Source organism: Streptomyces sp. NPDC104814 (assembly GCF_055583185.1).
In genome coordinates this window covers 199,906-221,856 of record NZ_JBVJOL010000001.1, presented here as the reverse complement: position 1 = coordinate 221,856, position 21,951 = coordinate 199,906, and the positions used below count along the sequence as shown (strand labels likewise).

12 protein-coding genes are annotated in these 21,951 nt (G+C 71.0%); 7 read left to right on the top strand and 5 right to left on the bottom strand.

Annotated features, from left to right (window positions below):
- Positions 1-40: 40 nt before the first annotated feature.
- Entirely contained in the window at positions 41-3,313 is a 3,273-nt protein-coding gene (locus tag ACZ64A_RS00865) for a GH92 family glycosyl hydrolase (RefSeq protein ID WP_469807309.1), read from the bottom strand.
- 453 nt (positions 3,314-3,766) lie between these two features.
- Between ACZ64A_RS00865 and ACZ64A_RS00860 the strand changes: the two genes are divergently transcribed.
- The gene (locus ACZ64A_RS00860) at positions 3,767-6,415 is read left to right on the top strand and encodes a SpoIIE family protein phosphatase (RefSeq protein WP_469807308.1); all 2,649 of its coding nucleotides are present in this window, start codon (positions 3,767-3,769) and stop codon (positions 6,413-6,415) included.
- A 227-nt stretch (positions 6,416-6,642) separates the two neighbouring features.
- On the opposite strand, the gene ACZ64A_RS00855 is transcribed toward ACZ64A_RS00860, so the two are convergent.
- Together ACZ64A_RS00855 and ACZ64A_RS00850 are read right to left on the bottom strand one after the other, a co-directional pair.
- Positions 6,643-9,435, bottom strand: coding sequence for an aconitate hydratase (locus ACZ64A_RS00855; RefSeq protein WP_469807307.1), 2,793 nt, complete (start codon positions 9,433-9,435; stop codon positions 6,643-6,645).
- 223 nt (positions 9,436-9,658) lie between these two features.
- Entirely contained in the window at positions 9,659-10,327 is a 669-nt protein-coding gene (locus ACZ64A_RS00850; RefSeq protein ID WP_469807306.1) for a hypothetical protein, read from the bottom strand.
- 209 nt (positions 10,328-10,536) lie between these two features.
- Here ACZ64A_RS00850 and ACZ64A_RS00845 point away from each other — a divergent pair, with 209 nt between their 5' ends.
- Together ACZ64A_RS00845 and ACZ64A_RS00840 are read left to right on the top strand one after the other, a co-directional pair.
- Positions 10,537-12,066, top strand: a complete 1,530-nt coding sequence (locus ACZ64A_RS00845) for a helix-turn-helix domain-containing protein (protein ID WP_469807305.1) — start codon at positions 10,537-10,539, stop codon at positions 12,064-12,066.
- A 197-nt stretch (positions 12,067-12,263) separates the two neighbouring features.
- Positions 12,264-13,283 (top strand): Lrp/AsnC family transcriptional regulator, encoded by a 1,020-nt coding sequence (locus ACZ64A_RS00840; protein WP_469807304.1) that lies wholly within the window; start codon positions 12,264-12,266, stop codon positions 13,281-13,283.
- Between the two features lie 81 nt (positions 13,284-13,364).
- Here the strand turns inward: ACZ64A_RS00840 and ACZ64A_RS00835 are convergent, their stop codons facing one another.
- Positions 13,365-14,810, bottom strand: coding sequence for an MFS transporter (locus ACZ64A_RS00835; protein WP_469807303.1), 1,446 nt, complete (start codon positions 14,808-14,810; stop codon positions 13,365-13,367).
- 720 nt (positions 14,811-15,530) lie between these two features.
- Between ACZ64A_RS00835 and ACZ64A_RS00830 the strand changes: the two genes are divergently transcribed.
- The 4 genes from ACZ64A_RS00830 (at position 15,531) to ACZ64A_RS00815 (ending at position 21,069) form a co-directional block, all read left to right on the top strand.
- Positions 15,531-17,003: a xanthine dehydrogenase small subunit gene (locus tag ACZ64A_RS00830; protein WP_469807302.1), complete on the top strand. Its 1,473-nt coding sequence runs from the start codon at positions 15,531-15,533 to the stop codon at positions 17,001-17,003.
- On the top strand, positions 17,000-19,423 hold the full coding sequence (gene xdhB, locus ACZ64A_RS00825) for a xanthine dehydrogenase molybdopterin binding subunit (RefSeq protein WP_469807300.1): 2,424 nt from the start codon (positions 17,000-17,002) through the stop codon (positions 19,421-19,423). Before ACZ64A_RS00830 ends, xdhB begins: the two co-directional genes overlap by 4 nt.
- Position 19,424: 1 nt before the next feature.
- Positions 19,425-20,237 carry a xanthine dehydrogenase accessory protein XdhC gene (xdhC, locus tag ACZ64A_RS00820; protein ID WP_469809016.1) on the top strand — a complete coding sequence of 271 codons (813 nt, stop codon included), beginning with the start codon at positions 19,425-19,427 and terminating at the stop codon, positions 20,235-20,237.
- Positions 20,238-20,616: 379 nt separating this feature from the next.
- Positions 20,617-21,069 (top strand): nucleoside deaminase, encoded by a 453-nt coding sequence (locus ACZ64A_RS00815; protein ID WP_469809014.1) that lies wholly within the window; start codon positions 20,617-20,619, stop codon positions 21,067-21,069.
- A 126-nt stretch (positions 21,070-21,195) separates the two neighbouring features.
- On the opposite strand, the gene ACZ64A_RS00810 is transcribed toward ACZ64A_RS00815, so the two are convergent.
- The gene (locus tag ACZ64A_RS00810; RefSeq protein ID WP_469807299.1) at positions 21,196-21,675 is read right to left on the bottom strand and encodes a DUF6299 family protein; all 480 of its coding nucleotides are present in this window, start codon (positions 21,673-21,675) and stop codon (positions 21,196-21,198) included.
- Between the last annotated feature and the right edge of the window lie 276 nt (positions 21,676-21,951).

Here is a 21,951-nt window from a genome sequence, read left to right as displayed (position 1 = left end):
GCGGCTACGGGGCCTGAGTACGGATACTCAGGCCCCCGCCTCAGCCGACGGCCAGCGTGAACACGTGCAGGTCCGTGTTCTTCGGGAGGGTCACGGAGGCGATGCGCTTGCCGTCGGGCGCCGTGAACGGCTCGGTGGCGAAGACGTACGTCGCCACCGGGTCGCGGTCGGCGCCGGCGACGTTGCGGTACGCCGTGCGGGCGACGACCTCATTGCCGTACTGGACGGTGCCGCCCCCGCCGCCGACGGTCCAGTCGGTGAAGGCCAGATCGGCCGTGCCGGTGGTGCCGTCGGTGTACGTGACATTGGCCTTCGCCTGCTGGTTGCCGTTGACGGCGCTGCCGACGAAGGACAGCCGGGCCGCGGAGGACGGCAGCCGAAGGGTCTGGCCGGCCGCGGAGGCGTTGTCGGGGCGGCCGGCCGGGGAGCCGGGCCAGGTGAAGGTCAGCCCGGCCACGCTGCGCTCGGCGCCCGGGGTGAGGCCCGCCGCGGCCAGGGCCTGGCGTGAGTAACTCCAGCCGCCGCCGTCGTAGTCGGCCTCGGCGTGGTCGCCCGTGTCGTCGGAGACGCCGATGGTGTCGTAGGCGGCGAGCAGGCTGCCGGGCGCGGCCACGGTCAGCGTCACCGGCTGCCGGTACGCCGTGCCGTCGGAGGTCACCGTGATCCGCGCGTCGTAGAAGCCCTGCGCGGTGTCCGCCCCTGCGGTGAGGGTGATTTCCTGGGCGCCGGAGGTGACCGTGCCCTCGGCCGGGGTGGCGGTGACGCCGTCCGGGGTCTCGACGCGGAAGCGCACGTCGGGTCCGCTGCCGCCGTTCAGCGCCACGGCCCGCACGGTCGTCGTCATACTGCCGCCCGGCGGGATCGTCGCCGTGGTCGGCCCGACGCCGATCTGGTACGGCTGCTCCCCCTCCCGGAAGGACGGCGGCGCGTCGGCCGGGTCGCTCCCCCAGGTGCGGTCCGGGGTCGGGGACAGCGTGTAGTCGAGGTGTCCGCCCCGCTGGACGAAGGACGCGGGCAGCCACGGCCGTTCGCTGCCGCGCCCGTCGACGCGCAGGGAGTGGACGTACGGGGCGTCGGCCGCGGCGCCCCGGGCGCGCACGGAGATGTCGTTGCCGTAGGGGCGGTGGATCTCGATGCGCTCGAACAGCGGCGAGGCGAGGACCAGTTCGGCGCGGGAGGGCACCTGCGGGTACATGCCGAGGGCGGAGAAGACGTACCAGGACGACATCGCGCCGAGGTCGTCGTTGCCGGGGATGCCGCCGGGCTCCGTCGACCAGAGCTGCCGCATCGCAGCCCGCACGGTCTCCTGGGTCCTGTAGGGCGCGCCCGCATAGGCGTACAGGTAGGGCACGTTGACCGACGGTTCGTTGTCCAGCTCGGACTTCTCACCGCCGGCCCCGGTGAACGCCCATCCGCCGTCGGCGGTGTGGAAGAAGGTGTCGAGGCGCTGCACGGCCCGGTCCCGGCCCCCCATCGCGGCGAACAGACCGGCGGGGTCGTGCGGGACCATCCAGGTGTACTGGGCGGCCGTGCCCTCCACGAAGCCGGTGCCGGTGGCCGGGGTGAAGCCGGTGACCCAGCTGCCGTCGGCCCTGCGGTCGGCGATGTAGCCGTCGCTGCCGTGGGCCGCGATGTCGAAGTTGTTCTGCCACCACTGGGCGCGGCGGGCGAAGGCGGCCGCGGTGTCCCGCTCCCCCGCGGCTGCGGCGAGCTGGGAGAGCGCGAAGTCGGCGGTGGACATCTCCAGGGTCTCGGCCGCGCCACCCCAGGCGTTGGACACCGACGGCATGTAGTGCAGCTTCAGATACTTGTCGAGGGAGGGGCGCTGGCCGACGGAGAGCACGGGCTTTCCGGCGGCGGACAGGTCCTGCCCGGTCGGCACCGTGGCGGCCCGGACGAGGGACTCCAGCGCGCCGTCGAGGTCGAAGCGCGTGCCGCCGAAGGCGTGGATGCCGGCCAGGGCGGGCGCCGAGGGGTCGCCGTTCATGACGTGGGTGCCGGCCGCGCCGTGCAGCCAGCGGTCCCAGACGCCGCCGTTCTGCCGGGCCAGTTCGTACAGGGACTGGGCGATGTCCGAGCCGATCCGCGGATCGAGCAGGGTGAGCAGCTGGACCTGGCCGCGGTAGACGTCCCAGCCGGAGAAGGTGCCGTACTGGGCGCGGTGGCCGGCTGCGACGGTGTGCACGCGGCCGTCGGGGCCGCGGTATCTGCGGTCGGCGTCGTCGATGACGTTGGGGTGCAGCAGGGCGTGGTAGAGCGCGGTGTAGAAGGTGGTGCGCTCGGCGTCGGCGCCGCCGCCGACCCGGACGGCGCCGAGGCGGCTTCGCCAGGCACGGTGGGCGGCGTCGCGGACGGCGTCGAAGGAGCGGCCGGGCGGGTTCTCGGCGGCCAGATTGGCCTCGGCGCCGGCGCGGCCGACGTAGGAGATGCCGACCTTGACGTTCACCTCGCCGGTGCCGGGCGGGAACTGCACATAGCCGCCGGCGCCCTTGCCGGCGACGGGCCGGCCGCCGTGCGCGAAGCCGCCGGTGGAGCCGGAGGCGCTGCGGGAGCCCGGGCTCAGCTGGTCGTCCTGCCAGGTGCCGGTGGTCTCGAAGGGCCGGTCGAAGCGGGCGGTGAAGTACAGGGTGTAGTACGAACGCCGGCCCTCCGGGTCGAGGTAGCCGCAGAAGTTCCCGGAGGTGACGGACCCGGAGACGGTACGGCTCGCCGGGTCGATCTCGACGGTCGAACCGGTCGAGCCCACCTCGGAGTTGGCAGTGCGCACGAGGAGCGAGGCGGGTTTGCCGGCGGGGAAGGTGAAGCGGGCGGAGCCGGTGCGGGGGGTGGCGGTGAGGTCGGCGGTGACGCCGGAGTCCAGGCCGACCCGGTAGTGGCCGGGCTCGGCGCGCTCGTCCTCGTGCCGGAAGCCGGCGGCGTACACCGCGTCCTTGGTGTCGCTCGCCGGGGAGGAGGTGACCTCTCCGGCGTACGGGAAGAACGGGATGTCGCCGCTGCCGCCCGCGCAGCCGGTGCCGGACATGTGGGTGAGGCTGAAGCCGCGGATGCGGGTGGCGTCGTACAGGTAGCCGCCGGGTGCGGCGGTCCTGGTGGCGTCGCCGCGGGTGTTCTCGGGGCTGAAGGAGAACATGCCGAAGGGCACGACGGCGCCCGGGAAGACATTGCCGCCGTTCTTGGTGCCGATCAGCGGATCGACATAGGGCGTGGGGTCATCGACGAGGTCGGGGGGAGCGGCGGTCGCCGCGAGGGCGGGGGCGGCGCCGCCGGTCGCGAGCAGAGCGGCCAGCAGCAGGGACATGGGTCGAAAGCGCATGACGCGGCCCTTCCTCCTTACGGACGGGTCGCGCACCACCGGTCGCACAAGCCGCAGGGACAGTAGCGTGCGCCACTGGTACCACGGAATACCGCGTACGCCCGCGCAGGCGCACGGCCGGGTACCGCAAGTGGGTTGACACCGTTGTCGGTTGACACAGTAAAGTCATGTACAGACCATAAGACAACGTTGTCGAGCACCACCGATCACACAAGCCACTCTGTTCGCACCCGCGGCGCCTTCCACCCGGTCCGCCCCGAGTACGACCCCCCACCCCCGGCTCCGCGCGCAGGTGTTGGTGTGACTCCTGTGACGAAAAGAGACTCTGAGGCATATGCGGCGCCGAGAGATGCGTCCATCTCCTGGACCGGCATAGTCACGGGCATCCACCGGTGCTACAAATGCCGCATGTCGGACCGATTTGCCCGATTCAGGATCACGCCACGTCGTGCCATGGGCGGCAGGAGCCCTCGCAGCGTCGCCGGGCAGGTCTTCCTCCTTCAGGTGCCGCTGGTGGTCCTGCTCGTGGTCTGCGGCGTCATCGCTCTCGTCCTGCAGTCGGAACGGGACACCAGCACGGAGGCCAAGCGCCGTTCCGTAGCCGTGGCGCAGACCTTCGCGCACTCGCCCGGCATCGTGCAGGCACTGCGCACCCGCGACCCGTCCACGCTGCTCCAGCCGCTCACCGAGGCGGGACGCAAGTCCGCGGGCGTCGACTTCATCGTGGTCATGGACACCAAGGGCATCCGCTACACCCATCCCATCCCGAGCAAGATAGGAAAGCGGTTCGTGGGTGCCATCGGGCCGTCGCTGGCCGGGAAGGTCTACACGGAAAGCGTCCACGGCCCGCTCGGCCACGAGGTGCAGGCGACCGTCCCCATCGACGACGCCCACGGCCACGTCGTCGCCCTCATCTCCGCCGGGCTGAAGGTGCGCAACGTGACCAGCCAGGTGGACCGGCAGCTGCCGATCATCCTGGCCGCCGGTGCCGGAGCGCTCGTGGTGTCGACCGGCGGTACCGCGCTGGTCGGCAGGAGGCTGCGGCGGCAGACCCACAGCCTGGGTCCGGACGAGATGACCCGCATGTACGAGCACCATGACACGGTGCTGCACTCGGTGCGGGAGGGCGTCCTCATCGTCGGTGAGGACGGGCGGCTGCTGCTCGCCAATGACGAGGCCAAGCGCCTGCTGGAGCTGCCCGGCCAGGCCGAGGGACAGTATGTGCGGGACCTGCCGGGCCTCGACCCGGCGACGGCGGAGCTGCTCCGGTCGGGGCGTGAGGCCAGCGACGAGGTGCTCTTCGCCGGAGGACGCCTGCTGGCGGTCAACCAGCGGCCCATGGACCGCGTCGGAGGCCCCAGGGGCACCGTGGTGACGCTCCGGGACTCCACCGAGCTGCGGGCGGTGTCCGGCCGGGCGGAGGTCACACGCGAGCGGCTGGAGTTGCTGTACGACGCGGGCCTGGGCATCGGCACCACCCTCGACGTGGTCCGCACGGCGGACGAGCTGGCGCAGGTCGCCGTCCCCCGGTTCGCCGACTTCGTCACCGTGGACCTGGCCGACGCCGTGCTGCACGGCGAGGAGCCGGCTCCCACCGCGACCGACATGCGCCGCGTCGCCGTCAGCGGCATCCAGGACGACCATCCGCTGTACGAACAGGGCCGGCTGATCGACTTCCGGCCGTCCACACCCCAGGCACGCGGCTACGGTTCCGGCCGCTCCGAGCTGGTGACCGACCTGTCGGACGCGGAGGGCTGGCAGGCACAGGACCCGGAACGGACCCGGCAGATCCTCGACTACGGCATCCACTCGCTCGTCGCCGCCCCGATCCGGGCCCGCGGTGTCGTGCTCGGCATGGCGAACTTCTGGCGCTCCAAAGGGGAGCCCTTCGACGAGGAGGAGCTGTCCCTGGCGGAGGAGCTGGTGGCCCGTGCCGCGGTCAGCATCGACAACGCCCGCCGGTACACCCGCGAGCACGTCGTGGCGGTCACCCTCCAGCGCAGCCTGCTGCCGCGGGCCCTGCCCGAGCAGAGCGCTCTCGATGTCGGCTACCGCTACCTGCCCGCCCAGTCGGGCGTGAGCGGCGACTGGTTCGACGTCATCCCGCTGCCGGGCAGCCGGGTGGCGCTGGCCGTCGGCGACGTGGTCGGACATGGCCTGCACGCCGCGGCGACGATGGGCCGGCTGCGCACCGCGGTGCACAACTTCTCCACGCTCGACCTGCCGCCCGACGAGCTGCTCAGCCATCTGGACGAGCTGGTCAGCCGCATCGACCAGAACGAGGCCTGCCCGGAGAGGGCCGGGGAGATCGTGGGCGCCACCTGCCTGTACGCGATCTACGACCCCGTGACGCGCCGCTGCGCCATGGCCCGAGCCGGGCACCTGACGCCCGCGCTGGTCTCGCCGGACGGCACCGTCGTCTTCCCCGACGTGCCGGCCGGACCGCCGCTGGGCCTCGGCGGCCTGCCGTTCCGGACGGCCGAGCTGGAGCTGGCCGAGGGCAGTCAGCTCGTCCTGTACACCGACGGCCTCATCGAGGACCGCACGCGTGACCTGGACGAGGGGATGGAGCTGCTGCGCCTGGCGCTGGCGGGGCACCCCGGCCGGCCGCCGGAGGAGAGCTGCCAGGCGGTCCTGGACGAGTTGCTGCCCGAGCACCCCGAGGACGATGTCGCCCTGCTCATCGCGCGCACCCGGGCGCTCCCGGCGGAGAACGTCGCCGACTGGGACGTCCCCCGCGACCCGGCAGCCGTGTCCGGGATGCGCCTCGCCGTGTCCGACAAGCTCGCGGAGTGGGGCCTGTCGGAGCTGGGCTTCGGGATGGAACTCGTGCTGAGCGAGCTGATCACCAACGCCATCCGCTACGGCTCCGATGCGATCCATGTGCGGCTGATCCATGACCGCACGCTGATCTGCGAGGTGGCCGACGGCAGCAGCACCTCGCCGCATCTGCGGTATGCCGCGACGACCGACGAGGGAGGCCGGGGCCTGTTCCTGGTCTCGCAGCTGGCCGAGCGCTGGGGCACCCGGTACACGCCGCACGGCAAGGTGATCTGGGCCGAGCTGGCAGTGCCGGACCCCACGGCGTTGCTCGGGGAGTGAGGGTTCAGGCGGGGCTGCGGTGGCCCAGAGGCGGGGAACGGGGTTCAGAGGACTCAGGCCGGGCCTCCCGAGCGGGCCCGAAACCGGGGGGTGAGGACTCAGGTCCGTGCCGGTCCGCCGGGGGAAGCCTGTGCTCCGGCTGAGGGCCGGATGACCTCGGGCGCGCACGGCGGAGGGCCGCACCCCCGACGCCGGGGATGCGGCCCTCTCGTCAGCCGCCCTGCCGCTTACTTGCGGATCAGGCTGCGCAGCACGTACTGCATGATGCCGCCGTTGCGGTAGTAATCCGCCTCACCGGGGGTGTCGATGCGGACGACCGCGTCGAACTCGACACCGGTGTCGGTGGTGACCTTGACCGTGCGCGGCGTGGTGCCGTCGTTCAGCTCGGTGACGCCGGAGAAGGAGAAGGTCTCCTCGCCGGTCAGACCGAGGGACTCGGCGGACTGGCCCTCCGGGAACTGCAGCGGCAGGACGCCCATGCCGATGAGGTTCGAGCGGTGGATGCGCTCGTAGCTCTCGGCGATGACGGCCTTGACGCCGAGGAGCGCGGTGCCCTTGGCGGCCCAGTCGCGGGACGAGCCGGAGCCGTACTCCTTGCCCGCCAGGACGACCAGCGGGATGCCGGCGGCCTGGTAGTTCTGCGAGGCGTCGTAGATGAAGGAGACCGGGCCGCCGTCCTGCGTGAAGTCACGCGTGTAGCCGCCCTCGGTGCCCGGCGCGATCTGGTTGCGCAGGCGGATGTTGGCGAACGTACCGCGGATCATGACCTCGTGGTTGCCGCGGCGCGAGCCGTAGCTGTTGAAGTCGCGGCGCTCGACGCCGTGCTCCGTGAGGTACTTGCCGGCCGGGGTGTCGGCCTTGATCGCACCGGCCGGGGAGATGTGGTCGGTGGTGACCGAGTCGCCCAGCTTGGCCAGGACGCGGGCGCCGGTGATGTCCTCGACCGGGGCCGGGTCCATCGTCATGCCCTCGAAGTACGGGGGCTTGCGGACGTAGGTGGACTCCGCGTCCCACTCGAAGGTGTTGCCCGTCGGGACCGGCAGCGACTGCCACTGGGCGTCGCCCGCGAAGACGTCCTGGTAGGACTTGTTGAACATGTCCTCGCCGATGGCGTTCGCCACGACGTCGTTGACCTCGGCCTCGGAGGGCCAGATGTCCTTCAGGAAGACCGGGTTGCCGTCCTGGTCGGTGCCCAGGGCCTCACGGGTGATGTCCACCTTCATGGAGCCCGCGATGGCGTACGCGACGACCAGCGGCGGGGACGCCAGGTAGTTCATCTTGACGTCGGGGTTGATACGGCCCTCGAAGTTCCGGTTGCCGGAGAGGACCGAGGTGACGGCGAGGTCGTGGTCGTTGACGGCCTTGGAGACCTCCTCCGGCAGCGGGCCGGAGTTGCCGATGCAGGTGGTGCAGCCGTAGCCGACGAGGTTGAAGCCGACCTTGTCGAGGTACGGCGTCAGACCGGCCTTGTCGAAGTAGTCGGTGACGACCTTCGAGCCCGGGGCGAGGGTGGTCTTGACCCACGGCTTGCGGGTCAGGCCCTTCTCGACCGCCTTCTTCGCCACCAGCGCGGCGGCGACCATGACGTACGGGTTGGAGGTGTTGGTGCAGGAGGTGATGGCCGCGACCGTCACCGCACCGTGGTCCAGCTCGTAGGTGGTGCCGTCGGGGGCGGTCACCTGGACCGGGTTCGACGGTACGGCGCCGGTGCCCTGGCCATGCTGCGGGGCGCCCGCGCCGTTCTCCTCGTGGCCGTAGGCCGGAGCGTCGGAGGCCGGGAACGACTCGGCGCTGGCTTCGTCGACCGGAGAGGCGGTGGCGGCCGTCTGGGCGACGGGGGCGTCGACGTAGTTGAGGACGTCCTTGGCGAACTGCTGGGCGGCCTCGGCGAGGACGATGCGGTCCTGCGGGCGCTTCGGGCCGGCGATGGACGGGACGACCGTGGACAGGTCCAGCTCGAGCTTCTCGGAGAAGTCCGGCTCGGCCTTCGGGTCCAGCCAGAGGCCCTGCTCCTTGGCGTACGCCTCGACGAGCGCGACCTGCTGGTCGGAGCGGCCGGTCAGCCGCAGGTAGTTCAGGGTCTCGTCGTCGATCGGGAAGATCGCGGCGGTGGAGCCGAACTCCGGCGACATGTTGCCGATGGTGGCGCGGTTGGCCAGGGAGGTGGCGGCGACGCCCTCGCCGTAGAACTCGACGAACTTGCCGACCACGCCGTGCTTGCGGAGCATCTCGGTGATGGTGAGCACGAGGTCGGTGGCGGTGGTGCCGGTGGGCAGCTCGCCGGTCAGCTTGAAGCCGACGACACGCGGGATCAGCATGGAGACCGGCTGGCCGAGCATGGCGGCCTCGGCCTCGATGCCGCCGACGCCCCAGCCCAGCACACCGAGGCCGTTGACCATGGTGGTGTGCGAGTCGGTGCCGACCAGGGTGTCGGGGTAGGCCTGGCCGTTACGCACCATGACCGTACGAGCGAGGTGCTCGATGTTCACCTGGTGGACGATGCCGGTGCCGGGCGGGACGACCTTGAACTCGTCGAAGGCGGTCTGGCCCCAGCGCAGGAACTGGTAGCGCTCCTTGTTGCGGCCGTACTCCAGCTCGACGTTCTGCTTGAAGGCGTCGTTCGTGCCGAACTTGTCGGCGATGACGGAGTGGTCGATGACCAGCTCGGCCGGGGCGAGCGGGTTGATCTTCGCCGGGTCGCCGCCCAGCTCCTTCACGGCCTCACGCATGGTCGCGAGGTCCACCACACACGGCACACCGGTGAAGTCCTGCATGATCACGCGGGCCGGCGTGAACTGGATCTCCTGCGACGGCTGGGCCTGCGAGTCCCAGTTGCCGAGCGCGCGGATGTGGTCGGCGGTGATGTTCGCGCCGTCCTCGGTGCGGAGGAGGTTCTCCAGCAGCACCTTCAGGCTGTAGGGAAGGCGCGCGGAGCCCTCGACCTTGTCCAGCCGGAAGATCTCGTACGACTCGTCGCCCACCTGCAGTGTGCTGCGGGCGTCGAAGCTGTTCGCCGACACGACAGTCTCCTTCATTGATGTGCGCGTACCACCGTCAATCGTGCCGCCACGCCGGCTTGGCCGTCCGGTAAGGTCAGACTAAGTTAGGGTCGCCTTACTGGAGTGGCGGCTACGGTGCGCCTCGGCAGATATCTCGATGTCGAGATAACAGTAGTACATGGGCGCTGGTTGGTCATGCCCGACCCAGGCCGGGGGCCGGGCATCGCGCACCTCGCCGGGACCGCTACCAGTCGAGCTCGGCGGTCATCTTGGCCGGGGCCAGGACTTCCACATGGCCGTGGTCGCCGTACAGGGACTTCCGCCAGTGGGCGAACACCCGGGCGGTGCGGTCGAGCGGGTCCTGCTGTCCCACGTCGTAGTCGGCCCGGACCCTGGCGAGGGTGCGGGCGCCGCCCTGGGTCGTACAGACGCTCACGCTGTGCACACGGGCGGCGAGGGCGGCATCCGCCTTCGGCGCGCTCGTCCTCAGATAGGCGAGGAACTCACGGGTCATGGAGTACCAGCGGTCCGAGAGGTCCCCGTCCTCCTCGGTGTCCACCGGGGGCGGGCCCTGGTCGTCGGAGGTGGTGTCGGGGAGGGTTTGGCCACCGCCTTGATCGTCCGACGTGGTGTCCGGGAGGGTCTGGCCGCCTTGGTCGTCCGAGGTCGCGTCCGGGAGGGTCTGGCCACCGCTTTGGTCGTCCGAGGTCGTGTCCGGGAGGGTCTGGCCGCCCTCCTCGTCGGTGTTCTCCGGGACCTGCGGGTCGCAGGACGTGTCGGACGTGGACGGGCGCGGTGACGCCGGCGAGGCGGCGACCGCGGGCCCGCCCGCGCGCTCCGTGCCGCACGAGGTCAGCGCGCAGCAGCAGGCGAGCGCCGCGGCGACGGCGAGCCGCCGCAACTGGATGTTCATCTGTGTCCCCCTTTCGGGGGAAGAGAGGGGCCCGTACGGACCGGGGTTCCATGCCGCATGAAGGGTGTCATCAGAACATCGGGCGATTTGCCCGTATCTTTCGGATGCCGGGCGCCCATCGCCCAGGCGGTCTTGACGGGCCGTCATGCGACTCACCCGAATGGACCCCCCGACGAGCGCCATCTCATATCTGAGATAACCTCAACCTCATGGCAGACGACTACCTCGTACGCATCGGCAAGCTCATCCGTGACGCCCGGCAACACCGTGGCTGGACGCAGACGCAGCTCGCCGAGGCGCTCGGAACCAGCCAGAGCGCCGTCAACCGCATCGAGCGCGGCAACCAGAACATCAGCCTTGAGATGATCGCTCGCATCGGTGAGGCGCTGGACAGCGAGATCGTCTCGCTCGGTTACGCCGGCCCGATGCACCTGCGGGTCGTCGGCGGCCGCCGGCTGTCGGGAGCCATCGACGTCAAGACGAGCAAGAACGCCTGTGTGGCCCTGCTGTGCGCGTCCCTGCTCAACAAGGGCCGCACGGTGCTGCGCCGGGTGGCGCGGATCGAGGAGGTGTACCGCCTGCTGGAGGTGCTCAACTCCATCGGTGTGCGCACCCGCTGGATCAACGACGGCGTCGACCTCGAGATCGCGCCGCCGGCCGAGCTGGACATGGGCGCCATCGACGCCGACGCCGCCGTGCGCACCCGCTCCATCATCATGTTCTTCGGTCCGCTGCTGCACCGCATGGACCGCTTCAAGCTTCCCTACGCGGGCGGTTGCGACCTCGGCACCCGCACCATCGAACCGCACATGATCGCGCTGCGCCGGTTCGGTCTGGACATCGCGGCGACGGAGGGTCAGTACCACGCCCAGGTCGACCGTTCCGTGCGCCCGGACCGCCCGATCGTGCTGACCGAGCGCGGCGACACGGTGACCGAGAACGCGCTGCTCGCCGCCGCGCGCCACGACGGCGTGACCGTCATCCGCAACGCCTCCTCCAACTACATGGTCCAGGACCTGTGCTTCTTCCTGGAGGCGCTGGGCGTGCGGGTCGAGGGCATCGGCACCACGACGCTCACCGTGCACGGTGTGCCGGACATCGACGTCGACGTCGACTACTCCCCGTCCGAGGACCCGGTCGAGGCGATGAGCCTGCTGGCAGCGGCCGTCGTCACCGAGTCCGAGCTGACGGTGCGCCGCGTCCCGATCGAGTTCCTGGAGATCGAGCTGGCGGTCCTGGAGGAGATGGGCCTCGACCACGACCGTACGCCGGAGTACTTCGCCGACAACGGCCGGACCCGGCTGGTGGACCTGACCGTGCGCCCCTCCAAGCTGGAGGCGCCGATCGACAAGATCCACCCGATGCCGTTCCCGGGCCTGAACATCGACAACGTCCCGTTCTTCGCGGCGATCGCGGCCACCGCGCAGGGCAAGACCCTCATTCACGACTGGGTCTACGACAACCGGGCCATCTACCTGACGGACCTCAACCGCCTCGGCGGGCGCCTGCAGTTGCTCGACCCGCACCGGGTCCTGGTCGAGGGCCCGACGCGCTGGCGCGCCGCCGAGATGATGTGCCCGCCGGCCCTGCGCCCCGCGGTGGTCGTCCTGCTGGCGATGATGGCGGCGGAGGGCACGTCGGTCCTGCGCAACGTGTACGTCATCAACCGCGGTTACGAGGACCTGGCGGAACGCCTGAACTCGATCGGCGCACAGATCGAGATCTTCCGGGACATCTGAGGGCCGTCGAAGGACCTCTGAAGGCCGTCGAAGGACCCCTGAAGGCCGTCGAAGAGGGAGGCGTCGCCACTGCCCTGCCGTGCCGCGTGACCACGGGGCCGGTGAGGGCCGTGGCGGCGCCTTCGCCATGGGGTGAGCGGACCGGGTGTTGCGCGGGCGGCCCCTCAGCTGTCCAGTGCGTACTGAAGGATGTGCGCATGCTGGATGACCTGGACCGTGCCCTGATCCACGCGCTGCACATCGACGGCCGCGCGCCTTTCAGCCGGATCGCCACCGCCCTCGACGTCTCCCCGCAGACCGTCGCCCGCCGCTACCGCCGGCTGCGCACCGAGGCGTCCTTACGGGTGGTGGGGCTGCCGGACCCCCATCAGGCGGGTCGGACACAGTGGCTCGTCCGGCTCACCGCGGCGGCCGGTTCCGCGCAGGACCTCGCCTACGCCCTCGCCCGCAGGCAGGACACCTCGTGGGTGAAACTCGCCTCCGGCGGCACCGAGATCGTCGCGATCATCCACACGCCGACCGACGGCGGCGCGGGCAACTCCCTGCTGCTGCGCGACATTCCGCGCACCAACAACATCACCGCCGTGTCCGCGCACTGCATCCTCCACACCTACCTGGGTGGATCGACGAACTGGCGCCGCAGCGCCGACACGCTCGACGAGGAACAGCAGCACATCCTGCGCGAGCACGGGGCGGCCGACACCAGCTATGTGCCGGTGCCGCGCCAACTCGTCGATGCCGACGCCGACTTGCTTCTCGCTCTGCAGAAGGACGGGCGTGCCACCCACGCGGAGCTGGCGCAGGCGACCGGCTGGTCGCCGGTCACGGTGGCGCGCCGGCTCGCCGATCTGCGGGCGGGCGGCGCGATCTTCTTCGACGTGGAGGTCGACACCGGGCACTTCGGGGTCAACACGAGGGCGCTGCTGTGGATGTCGGTGAGCCCCGCGCATCTGGAGAGGGTGGCGACGACCCTGGCGACTCACGACGAACTGGCCTACGTGGCCGCGACCACGGGCCCCACCAACCTGGTGGCCCAGGCCCTGTGCCGTGACCCCGCCGACCTGCACCACTACCTGACCCGGCGGCTGGGCTCACTCGACGCCGTCCACGCCCTCGAGACCACCCCGGTCCTGCAGAACCTGAAGGCGTCGAGCCCTGTCATCGCGGATCTGACCCGGTTCAGACGACCGACCGCACCGGTCCGCCCCCGCGTGTGACGGCTGGTGGCCCTGGCCCGCGAGCACGCCGAAGCGGCGGCCCGCAGGCCGCCGCACGCACGGGGGAAGGCTCGGCTGGTGTCACGCTCCCGGCTCGGCCGGTGCGGTCCTTTCCGCCATCATCCGGCTCGTCGCGAAACCGGCCACGAGAAGCGCGACGGCGACCCAGAACGCGACCTGGACGGCGTGCAGGGCGCCCGGGGCACCGCCGTCGCCGGCGCTGCCGAGGTAGACGCTGCCCAGGACGGCGACCCCGAGGGTGGCACCGAGCTGCTGGACCGCGTTGAGCAGGCCCGCGGCCGAGCCGATCTCCTGAGGCCGCAGCGGCTGCAGGGCGATGGTGAAGAACGCCGGGCTGAACAGACCGACTCCGATCCCCACGCCCCCGAGCGCCAACAGCAGCTGCGTCGGGTACATGTGCGGGTCCGCCGCGTGATAGACGGCGATGGCGGCCAGCGCGCCCACCAGGAGGACGGCCAGTCCGAGGCTCATCATGCGGTGCCCGTAGCGCCTGACCAGGTGCGCGCCGGCCACCCAGGAGGCGACGGCCAGACCCACCGACCACGGCGCGAGCGTCAGGCCCGCTTTCAGCACATCGGTGCCCAGACCCAGCTGGAGCTGGAGGACGACGACCATCATCAGACCGTTGGTGACCGCGAAGAAGAAGGTCGACGTCACCAGCGCGGCCGGAAAGCCGCGGTGGGCGAACAGGCCGGGCTCCACGAGCGGGCTGCGCCCGGCGGCGGCCACCGCGCGCTGGTGCACGGCGAACACGGCCATCAGGCACAGTCCGGCCGCGATGGCCGCCCAGCTCCACCCGGACAGGGCGGTCAGGTCGGCGCCGATCAGCGGGTACACGACCAGACCGATCCCGGCCATGCCCAGCAGGGTGCCGGCCACATCGAGGGTGGGGCGCTGGGGGGCGCGGTTCTCCCTCAGCCGGGGCGAGATCGCGAGGACGAGCAGCGACACCGGGACGTTCACCAGGAAGGCCGCCCGCCACGAGGAGCCGAACAGGTCGGCGTGGGTGAGGAGACCGCCGAGCACCGGCCCGCAGACGGCGGCGAGGCCCATCACCGGACCGATGCTGCCCAGCGCCCTGGACATCTCGGGGCCGGAGAACATCGTCTTGATCAGGCCGATGGTCTGGGGAATGATCACGGCCGCCGCGGCTCCCTGCACGGCCCGGAAGGTGATCAGCAGCCCCACCGTGGGCGCCAGGGCGCAGGCGGCGGAGGCGACCATGAATCCGGTGACACCGAGCACGAACAGCCGCTTGCGGCCGGCGATGTCGCCCAGCCGCCCACCGGTGATCAGCAGCACCGCGAACGGCAGCGTATAGGCGGTCGTGAACCACTGGATGCCGGAGACCGAACCGCCCAGGTCGGCATGGATCTTCGGTGCGGCGACCTGCACGATGGTCGCGTCCAGCAGGTTCATCGCCTCACCGAGCAGCAGGGCGGTGAGCGCCGGCCACCGCCATCGGTACGGCGCGGGAGTCGGCGTCAGCACACGCTCAGCGGTCATCGGGGTTCCTCTCCACCGTCGTCGGCATGCCGGCCCGGCCCCGGCCGTCGGGGCGTCGGGGCCGACCACGGCTCAGCGTGGGAGGAGAGGAACAGGGATTCCAGCCACAAGCGGTGGAGAGAGGATTTCTTCCGTCCGCACCGCGCGCGGTGACGATTTCCGCCGCCTCGGTCAGGTGTGGACGCGCCGCCGACGTCATAGTCGTACGGCCTCGTATCCGCGCTCACGCACGGACCGCACTTGCGGCGCGCCGCATCCATGCGCTCTGGCATGTGCGAGCCCTTTGGGCGGATGGGCCGCCGCAGCGCCTCCCGCAGCCGCACCCGGACGGCCCTCTGGGACACCTCGTGAGCTGTGCGGATCCCTGTACTCGGACCCTTGACCGACCGGCCCGGCGCATCGTATTTTCGAACGAACCGACTTGAGAAACTGCTGGAAGGAGGCGAAGTCGGATGTCGATCATCTCCGACCTGCATCGCCTCGCCCAGCGGACCGTCTGGGTCCCGGGTCGCGTAGCACACGGCTGCTGAACAGCCTTCTTCCCCGGCGTGCCCGTTAGCGGCCCCGGTGCCTTCTGATGTCTTCACCCGCCTGCGGCACGTCTGCGCGTGCTGATTTCCGCTGCGGGTTCTTACGCTTCAGCTTCGCCGCCGAAAGAGAAAGCCCTGAAATGGCGACTAGCATCATCTGTACGACCGCGCTCCGAAATGAGGATGTGCCATGGTAGCGGCGCGGATCACGGTCAATGGGGAGACCACTCCGATTTCCCCGGCCGCACCCCACACGACGGTTCTTGATTTCCTCCGGGACCGTGGCCTCACCGGCACCAAGGAAGGCTGCGCCGAGGGCGAGTGCGGTGCGTGTTCGGTCCTGGTGGCCCGTCCCGGCGTGAACAAGCCCACCGACTGGGTGGCGGTCAACGCCTGCCTGGTGCCGGTCGCGGCCCTGGACGGTCAGGAGATCGTCACCTCCGAGGGCCTCGCCACCCCCGGTGAGCCGGGTACGCCGCCCACGCTGCACCCGGTGCAGGAGGAGATGGCGGTCCGCGGCGGTTCCCAGTGCGGTTACTGCACGCCGGGCTTCGTGTGCAGCATGGCCGCCGAGTACTACCGGCCCGACCGCTGCGCGCACCACACGGACTCCGACGCGGCCGAGGGCACCGACGCCGAGCACGGTCCGAACGGCTTCGACCTGCACTCCCTGAGCGGCAACCTGTGCCGCTGCACCGGTTACCGCCCCATCCGCGACGCCGCGTTCGCCGTCGGCGAGCCCACCGAGGACGACCCGCTGGCGCAGCGTCGCGAGCAGGCCCCGCCGGAGCCGGTCGCCACCGAGTACGCCCAGGACGACAGCACCTTCGTGCGGCCGGCCACGCTGGCCGACGCGGTGCGGGTGCTGCGCGAGCGCCCCGACGCCGTCGTGGTCGCCGGCAGCACCGACTGGGGCGTGGAGGTGAACATCCGCTCCCGCCGGGCCGGGTTCGTGGTCGCCGTCGACCGCCTGCCCGAGCTGCGGGAGCTGCGTGTCGAGCCCGACCACATCGAGATCGGTGCCGCGCAGACGCTCACCGAGATCGAGCGCCGTCTCGACGGCACCGTCCCGCTGCTGGCCGAGCTGTTCCCGCAGTTCGCCTCCCGCCTCATCCGCAACAGCGCCACGCTCGGCGGCAACCTCGGTACCGGCTCCCCCATCGGTGACAGCCCGCCCGTGCTGCTCGCGCTGGAGGCGTCGCTGGTGCTCGCGGACGCCGACGGCGAGCGCGTCGTCCCGCTGGCCGAGTACTTCACCGGCTACCGGCAGAGCGTGCGCCGTCCCGGCGAGCTGATCCGCGCGGTGCGCATCCCGCTGCCGCTGTCGCCCGTCACGGCCTTCCACAAGATCGCCAAGCGGCGCTTCGACGACATCTCCAGCGTGGCGGTGGCCTTCGCCCTCGACATCGAGGACGGCGTCGTCCGCAAGGCACGCATCGGCCTGGGCGGCGTCGCCGCCACCCCGATCCGTGCCCTCGCCACCGAGGCTGCCCTGGAGGGCAAGCCGTGGGTGACCGAGACCGTCGAGGCCGCGGCGAAGGTGCTGCGCGGTGAGGGCACGCCGATGGACGACCATCGCGCCAGCTCCCTCTACCGTTCCGCGATGCTCGGCCAGAGCCTGCTGAAGCTGCACGCACAGACCCCCGAGGCGGTGTCGTCATGAGCCATCTGTCCGAGCGTCCCGAAAAGCCGGTCGTCGGCGTCTCCATGCCGCACGAGAGCGCGAACCTGCACGTCACCGGCACCGCGCTCTACACGGACGACCTGGTCCACCGCACCAAGGACGTGCTGCACGCCTACCCCGTCCAGGTGATGAAGGCCCACGGCCAGATCATCGCCCTCAACACCGAGCCGGCCCTCGCCGTGCCCGGTGTGGTGCGCGTGCTGACCAAGGCCGACGTGCCCGGCGTCAACGACGCCGGCATGAAGCACGACGAGCCGCTGTTCCCCGACGAGGTCATGTTCCACGGCCACGCCGTGGCCTGGGTGCTCGGCGAGACCCTGGAGGCCGCCCGGCTCGGTGCCGCGGCCGTCGAGGTGGAGCTCGACGAGCTGCCCGCCCTGGTCACGCTGCAGGACGCGATGGCGGCCGGCAGCTACCACGGAGCGCAGCCCGTGATGGAGGCCGGCGACATCGACGCCGGTTTCGCCGACTCGGCGCACGTGTTCACCGGTGAGTTCCAGTTCGCCGGCCAGGAGCACTTCTACCTGGAGACGCACGCGGCGCTCGCCCAGGTCGACGAGAACGGGCAGATCTTCATCCAGAGCAGCACCCAGCACCCGTCGGAGACCCAGGAGATCGTCTCCCACGTGCTCGGTGTGCCCGCCCACGAGGTCACCGTGCAGTGCCTGCGGATGGGTGGCGGCTTCGGCGGCAAGGAGATGCAGCCGCACGGGTTCGCGGCCATCGCCGCGCTCGGCGCCAAGCTGACCGGCCGGCCCGTCCGGTTCCGGCTGAACCGCACGCAGGACCTGACCATGTCCGGCAAGCGGCACGGGTTCCACGCCACGTGGAAGATCGGCTTCGACGCGGACGGCCGTATCCAGGCGCTGGACGCCACCCTCGTCGCCGACGGCGGCTGGAGCCTGGACCTGTCCGAGCCGGTGCTGGCCCGCGCGCTGTGCCACATCGACAACACGTACTGGATCCCCAACGCGCGGGTCGCCGGTCGCATCGCCAAGACCAACACGGTCTCCAACACCGCGTTCCGCGGCTTCGGCGGACCGCAGGGCATGCTGGTGATCGAGGACATCCTCGGCCGCTGCGCGCCGCTGCTCGGCCTGGACCCCCTGGAGCTGCGGGAGCGCAACTTCTACCAGCCGGGCCAGGGCCAGACCACGCCGTACGGCCAGCCGGTCACGCAGCCCGAGCGGATCTCCACCGTCTGGCATCAGGTGCTGGACGAGGCCGGCATCGCCGACCGCAAGCGCGAGATCGCCGCCTTCAACGCCGCGCACCCGCACACCAAGCGGGCGCTGGCGATCACCGGCATCAAGTTCGGCATCTCGTTCAACCTCACCGCCTTCAACCAGGGCGGCGCGCTGGTGCTGATCTACAAGGACGGCTCGGTCCTGATCAACCACGGCGGCACCGAGATGGGCCAGGGCCTGCACACCAAGATGCTGCAGGTGGCCGCGACCACGCTGGGCATCCCGCTGCACAAGGTGCGGCTCGCGCCCACGCGGACCGACAAGGTGCCCAACACCTCGGCCACCGCGGCCAGCTCCGGCGCGGACCTCAACGGCGGTGCGATCAAGAACGCCTGCGAGCAGCTGCGCGAGCGGCTGCTGCAGGTGGCCGCCTCCCAGCTGGGTGCGAACGCCTCGGACGTCCGCATCGTCGAGGGCGTCGCCCGCGCGCTCGGCAGCGAGAAGGAACTGGCCTGGGACGACCTGGTGCACACCGCGTACTTCCAGCGGGTGCAGCTGTCGGCGGCCGGTTACTACCGCACCGAGGGGCTGCACTGGGACGCCAAGTCGTTCCGCGGCTCGCCGTTCAAGTACTTCGCGCACGGCGCGGCCGCGACCGAGGTGGAGGTCGACGGTTTCACCGGCGCCTACCGCATCCGGCGCGTGGACATCGTGCACGACGTCGGTGACAGCCTCTCCCCGTTGATCGACATCGGTCAGGTCGAGGGCGGCTTCGTGCAGGGCGCCGGCTGGCTGACGCTGGAGGACCTGCGCTGGGACACCAGTGACGGTCCGAACCGGGGCCGGCTGCTGACCCAGGCGGCGAGCACGTACAAGCTGCCGAGCTTCTCGGAGATGCCCGAGGAGTTCAACGTGACGCTGCTGGAGAACGCCACCGAGGAAGGCGCGGTGTTCGGCTCCAAGGCGGTCGGTGAGCCCCCGCTGATGCTGGCGTTCTCGGTGCGCGAGGCGCTGCGGCAGGCCGCGGCGGCGTTCGGCCCGGCCGGCATCAGTGTGGACCTCGCGTCCCCCGCGACGCCGGAGGCCGTGTACTGGGCGATCGAGAACGCCCGTAAGGGCGACGCGCAGCGGGGCGGCGTCGCCAAGCTCGACGGCGAGGTCCGCGACAGCCACACGGTCCGTGCCGGTGTCAACGCTCTGAGCAATGCCTGACATGACCTGGGTGGCCGCGGTCGCGCGGTTGCGAGCCCACCGGGAACCCGGTGTGCTCGTGACCGTCGCGACCGTGCGCGGTCACGCACCACGCAAGGCCGGCGCCAAACTCGTCGTGGGACAGTCCGAGACCTGGGGTTCCATCGGCGGCGGCAACATCGAGGCGGTCGCGATCGACCGGGCGCGCGAGCTGATCGGCACGCCCGACGCGGAGCCGGAGCTGATGGACTTCAAGCTCAACGACAAGGTCACCAGCCGGCACGGCGTGCAGTGCTGCGGCGGAGCCGTCTCCGTGCTGCTCGAACCGCTCCCGGTGGTGCCGGCGGTGGCGATCTTCGGCATCGGCCATGTGGGGCTGGAACTGGCCCGCATCCTGGCCCGCCACAACCTGGATCTGCATCTGACCGACACCCGCGCCGACATGCTCACCGACGAACGGCTCGGCGTGCTGCTCGCGGACGCGGTGGCGCAGGTCCATGTGCACCACATCCCGCTGCTCCCGGAGGAAGTGCTGGCGGAGCTGGCGCCCGGCACCCATGTCCTGATCATGACGCACGACCACGCCGAGGACGCCGCGCTGGCCGACGCCGCGCTGCGCACCGAGGGGCTCGGCTCGATCGGGCTGATCGGGTCGTCCGCCAAATGGGCGCGGTTCCGGCACCGGCTGTCCACCGAGGGCGGCCACGACGACGCCACGATCGACCGGATCAAGACGCCGATCGGGCTGACCGAGATCACGGGCAAGGAGCCCGCCACGATCGCGGTGAGCGTCGCCGCGGACCTCCTGCTGACGTTCGAGAAGGAAGGCCGCTGAGCGGCCACTGAGAGCGCCGTCCAGCGGTCCCGACTGCCACCCGAGGAGCCACTTCGTGGCTCCTTTCGGTTTTTGCCGCACCGGGCGTCCGGTGGAACAACAGCCACACGGAGGACGACTTCCGGGTGCACAGCACTTGTAGAAGTCTACGAAGACCCCGCCTCAGCCTGCGGGGTCTTCGTGCCTTCCACCCCTAGCTGACACCCCTTGATTGGCGGTGTACTCCTGACACGAGTTGCAACGCGTCGTAGATCCGATCGGCACCCGCAATGCGATGGTCATTTCGGACTGCCCCATCTGTTCCCACCGCATCCGAAAAGGAGTGGCCGTGACCGCGCACATTCAGGAAACGAGCATCCAGGACCTCAAGCGCGCCTGGATGGAAGAGGCGATCAGCCTGGCCACCAACAGCGTCGCGAACGGCGGCGGCCCGTTCGGCGCGCTCGTCGCCAAGGACGGCGAGATCGTCGCCCTCGGGAACAACCAGGTCACCGCCTCTCTTGACCCGACGGCTCATGCCGAGGTCAGCGCGATGCGGGCCGCCTGCAAGGAACTGGGCGACTTCTCGCTCGCCGGCTGCATCCTGGTCACCTCGTGCGAGCCGTGTCCGATGTGTCTTTCCTCCGCCCTGTGGGCGCGCGTCGACGCCATCGTCTACTCCGCCGACCGCCACGACGCCGCGGTGGCCGGTTTCGACGACCGCAAGTTCTACGACCTGTTCGAGAAGCAGCCGCAGGCGAAGTGGCCGACCCGGGTCGAGCACCTGGACCTGCCGAACCGTACGGCGCCGTTCGACGCGTGGCTGGCCAAGGCCGACCGGATCGACTACTGAGCCCGTTCGCCCGCTGAGCCCGTCCACCGGGCCCGGGCGCCCCGAGACGCACAGACGACCGATGCCCCGGCGGGACTCACGCCGGGGCACCGGCGTACCCGGGTGCTCCGCCGGGGCGGCGGGCGGTCAGACCTGCGTCAGCGTGATGTCCTGCTGACGGGCCGCGTGGAAACGGGGCAGCGGGAGACCGCCCTGGGGGCGCAGCTCCAGCACGGTGGTCTCGACGTGGGCCGCGCCGGGGCGCAGGGCGTCGGTGGCGACCTTGCCGGTGTTCTGCCAGGTGTGCTCGGCCCCGTCGCAGACGGCACGGGTGCCGCCGATGCCGTAACGCATCGTGGAGGCGTACGGGCCGTCGGCCGGCGCGCTCTGGGAGACGGCGGCGCTGATGAAGACCGGGCCGGAGCTGCCGAGGCAGCTGTAGGTGCCGGACAGGGTGACGGTGCCGTCGGCGGTGATACGGCCGACCGGGTCGACGGTGATCGTCTCGTACGGGTCGGCCGCGGCCGGGGCGGCGGGGGCCGCGGCCAGCAGGGCCAGCGCGGCGGCCGCCGTACCGAGGACGGTGCGCAGCGAGGTGCGGCGCAGTGGGGACGGGGACAGGGTCATCGGAAACCTCCTGAGGTGGGGGTTTCCACTGGTACCGGCCCGGTGCGCCCGCGCGCGTGATCGTCACCCCTTCGGTGGCGCGTCCCGCGGCTTTGCGGGTGGTGTCCCCTCTGCCGTCTGCGCGTCTTCGTCCGGCACCGGCCGTCGCGGGACGGTCCCCGGTATGTCGTAGGGCTGTCACGCTTCCAGGCCCGGCCTTGGCGGGCGCGGTCCGGCGGGCGCATGGTCGAGCGGTACGGACGGTCACCCGACCGGCCTCATCGCGTGGAGGTGCGC

Bases quoted from the DNA above. Each gene is read 5' to 3' on its own strand.
- ACZ64A_RS00840 (WP_469807304.1), top strand. From the start codon at position 12,264: ATGCTGGATGACCTGGACCGTGCCCTGATCCACGCGCTGCACATCGAC.
- ACZ64A_RS00835 (WP_469807303.1), bottom strand. From the start codon at position 14,810: ATGACCGCTGAGCGTGTGCTGACGCCGACTCCCGCGCCGTACCGATGG.
- ACZ64A_RS00815 (WP_469809014.1), top strand. From the start codon at position 20,617: ATGGAAGAGGCGATCAGCCTGGCCACCAACAGCGTCGCGAACGGCGGC.
- xdhC (WP_469809016.1), top strand. From the start codon at position 19,425: ATGACCTGGGTGGCCGCGGTCGCGCGGTTGCGAGCCCACCGGGAACCC.
- ACZ64A_RS00865 (WP_469807309.1), bottom strand. From the start codon at position 3,313: ATGCGCTTTCGACCCATGTCCCTGCTGCTGGCCGCTCTGCTCGCGACC.
- ACZ64A_RS00845 (WP_469807305.1), top strand. From the start codon at position 10,537: ATGGCAGACGACTACCTCGTACGCATCGGCAAGCTCATCCGTGACGCC.
- ACZ64A_RS00850 (WP_469807306.1), bottom strand. From the start codon at position 10,327: ATGAACATCCAGTTGCGGCGGCTCGCCGTCGCCGCGGCGCTCGCCTGC.
- ACZ64A_RS00830 (WP_469807302.1), top strand. From the start codon at position 15,531: ATGGTAGCGGCGCGGATCACGGTCAATGGGGAGACCACTCCGATTTCC.
- xdhB (WP_469807300.1), top strand. From the start codon at position 17,000: ATGAGCCATCTGTCCGAGCGTCCCGAAAAGCCGGTCGTCGGCGTCTCC.
- ACZ64A_RS00810 (WP_469807299.1), bottom strand. From the start codon at position 21,675: ATGACCCTGTCCCCGTCCCCACTGCGCCGCACCTCGCTGCGCACCGTC.
- ACZ64A_RS00860 (WP_469807308.1), top strand. From the start codon at position 3,767: ATGGGCGGCAGGAGCCCTCGCAGCGTCGCCGGGCAGGTCTTCCTCCTT.